The 2770-nt window shown below is 41.8% G+C and carries 2 protein-coding genes and 2 pseudogenes; 2 read left to right on the top strand and 2 right to left on the bottom strand.

Annotated elements, in window-relative coordinates; translation table 11 throughout:
• A pseudogene (locus LB465_RS17955) lies at nt 1–127 on the top strand (IS66 family transposase); the annotation flags it as partial.
• A gap of 93 nt (nt 128–220) precedes the next feature.
• Here LB465_RS17955 and istB read toward each other — a convergent pair.
• Together istB and istA are read right to left on the bottom strand one after the other, a co-directional pair.
• Nucleotides 221–949 carry an IS21-like element helper ATPase IstB gene (gene istB / locus LB465_RS17950; protein ID WP_224471296.1) on the bottom strand — a complete coding sequence of 243 codons (729 nt, stop codon included), beginning with the start codon at nt 947–949 and terminating at the stop codon, nt 221–223.
• A gap of 11 nt (nt 950–960) precedes the next feature.
• Nucleotides 961–2487, bottom strand: coding sequence for an IS21 family transposase (gene istA, locus LB465_RS17945; RefSeq protein WP_224471295.1), 1527 nt, complete (start codon nt 2485–2487; stop codon nt 961–963).
• 164 nt (nt 2488–2651) lie between these two features.
• On the opposite strand from istA, the pseudogene LB465_RS17940 reads away from it, so the two are divergent.
• Nucleotides 2652–2770, top strand: a pseudogene (locus tag LB465_RS17940) (IS66 family transposase); the annotation flags it as partial.

Genomic DNA, 2770 nt, shown 5'->3' with positions numbered 1-2770 from the left:
CCTGCTAGAGGATATTCGCTCCAAAGGTTACCTCCAAAGTGATGAGACACCCATAAAGGTGATGGATCCAGCTAAAAAAGGAAAAACACATCAAGGTTATTATTGGGTACATCATTGTCCCATAGATTGCATAATCCGCTGAAAGCGGACAGGCGTTCCGTTTCAAAACGGACACTTTTCTTCTAAAATTTCGGTTAAGTTAATTAAAATTTTTTTGCTCTTATTTTCTAAATTTTCTCATGGATTCTCCCTCTAAATTTATGCGGTATGAACCATTGGTTAATCTATCTAGGATTGCATCTGCGACCGTTGGTTCCTTAAAGCAGTCGAACCAAGATTTTACAGGTAATTGTGAGGTGATAATTGTGGAAGAACTTCCGTGTCTCTCGTCAACAAGATCCAGTAGCATATTGCATTGTTTATGATCGATTTGTTTAAGACCAAAGTCGTCGATGATAAGCAGTTTTGTTTTAGCTATTTTATCCATAAACTTAAAATAACTACCATCTGCTTTAGCCAGTGTCATTCGGTCCAGGAGTTTATTGGCCGTAAAATACATGGTTTTAAGTTCCTGGGCACAGGCCTGGAATCCCAAAGCACAAGCGATAAATGATTTCCCTACTCCGGTTGGTCCTGTAATAATTAGATCCCTTGACTTTTTAATCCAGTCTCCCTGTTGTAAACGAAGCAGCATATTTTTATCCATACCTCTGGGCTGATTAAAATTGATTTGTTCAAAGGAGGCTTGTTGTTTAAACCGGGCCTGGCGGATCAACCGCTTTAATTTCTTATTGTAGCGGTCTTCGTATTCGGCCTCAATAAGATGGGCGATACATTCATCCAGGGAGAAGTTCTTCTCCTGGGTACTTTCGGTAATTTCCCGATAGGCCTGTGCAAAGCCGTGTAATCGCATCGTGTGTAACTTTTCAAAGGTGGCATTTGTGTTCATAAGTATTGATTTTAATTAAAGTTTTCTTTTCCTCGTATATTATTATGAGTGGGTAATTCGAACAGTTCAAGAGGTTCCTCTTGAACATCAAAAGTCTTATTATGGAGTATATTCTTGATGAACTTATATTGCAGACAGTTCATTTCAAGGGCTTTTTTACAGGCTTTTCGATAAGCTGGTTTGGGATGTTTCTTAGCCAGGTTTAATAGTCCCATGCAGCTTCTATAAGCCTGTTCCGGGTGAGGACGGCTATCCAGTATTTTAGTAATGAGTTGTTCTACTTCAGGTCCTATGGACCGGCCCCAGCTGATGAACCGCTCCGAGGTCCATTCAGCCTGGAACTGGTGATAGGCAGGACGGTGTTCATTCTTAGTGGTATAGCCATAAGGCTTACGATTTCGCTGATGCAAAGCAATTCTTTCATTATTATAATAGGCCTCCACATTGGAGAGGGTATAAATAACTTTTACCTTTTTGCCGGTATATTTAAAGGGAATGCTGTAGTAGTGTTTATCGGCTTTTAAATAAATATGATGATTGTATTGGACCTTGAGTTGAGCGAAGTGTTTTAACTCATAGGAGGTAGTTGGCAAGGCTTTTAATTCCTGCTTTTCTACCTGATCAAAAAGGCTTTGCCGGCTGTAGGATTTATGCTGAAAGTTCTTTTTGTTGTGCAGCTCAAGCTTCTCCCAAAGTGCTTGATTAAGTTCTTCGAGGGAGTAGAAAACCTCATTGCGTAAAGGAGCATAAATACGTTGATAGGCTAATCGCACAAAGTTTTCAGCTAGACTTTTATCCTGGGGATGTAAAGCCCTGGCCGGTAATATTACCGTCCCGTAATGCTCCCCAAAATCCTGGTAGGTTTGATTTACTTTAGGCTCATACTTATTGGATTTACTTACCGCAGAGCGCAGGCAATCCGGGACAATGGCAGCAGGAGATCCTCCGTAAAATTGAAGTGCATTTTGATTGACTGCGATCCAATCTTCTTTCTTTTGTGATGGGACCGCTTCTATATAACAGAGTTGGCTACAACCCAGTACACTGACAAATACTTCGCAAGCTTCTCGCTCCCCGGTAGCCGGGTCTGTGATGTAAAGTTTTTTACCCGTAAAGTCCACAAAAAGTTTATCTCCAGCCTTATGCTCCATATGCATGCTGACCTTACTCTCCTTGCGCCAATGGTAATAATGGTGGCAGAACTGGCTGTATTCATAGCCATCCTTGCGGGTCTGCCTATATTCCTCCCACAGCAGATGCAGGGTGACACCTACTTTTTTAAGCTCTTTTTCAAAATAAGGAAATAGCTTTTCCAAGGTTGTGTAGCGGGGATTCTGTGTTTGTTTTCGGATATTTATCAGGTTGATGAGTTCACTGTCATTCATCCCTGAAATTGCTGAAATGGAGATCCCACTGCTTTTAAAACCAGCAATATATTGGCTTGCTGCAGTTTTCCCAATACCGGCTACTTTAGCCGCTTTACGGCCACTGAGTCCTTGTTTAAAATATAATCGTAATAGTTCGCGTACTTCTCTCATACCTATCGGATTGTTGGCCATTATCCTTTCTTTTAAAAGTTAATGGCACTAAGATGAGAAAAGTGTCCGTTTTGCTCCGGAATAGCTGTCCGCTTTGAAACGGAATCACTGTCCGTTTTGCTCCGGAATGGGTGTCCGTTTTCTCCGGATTGTGCACCATAGATGGCACCGTACTCTTTGATTATCAGCCCGGGCGCAGCCGTGAGGCTGCCGATCATATATTGGCCGGCTTTAAAGGCTACCTTCAAAGTGATGGGTATGCCGCGTATGATAAAATCGGCAA

The organism is Salegentibacter lacus (genome assembly GCF_020164555.1).
Lineage (GTDB): Bacteria > Bacteroidota > Bacteroidia > Flavobacteriales > Flavobacteriaceae > Salegentibacter > Salegentibacter lacus.
The sequence above is the reverse complement of the archived record's forward strand: the minus strand, read 5'-3'. Positions and strand labels throughout refer to the sequence as shown.

Bases quoted from the DNA above. Each gene is read 5' to 3' on its own strand.
- istA (WP_224471295.1), bottom strand. From the start codon at position 2,487: ATGAGAGAAGTACGCGAACTATTACGATTATATTTTAAACAAGGACTC.
- istB (WP_224471296.1), bottom strand. From the start codon at position 949: ATGAACACAAATGCCACCTTTGAAAAGTTACACACGATGCGATTACAC.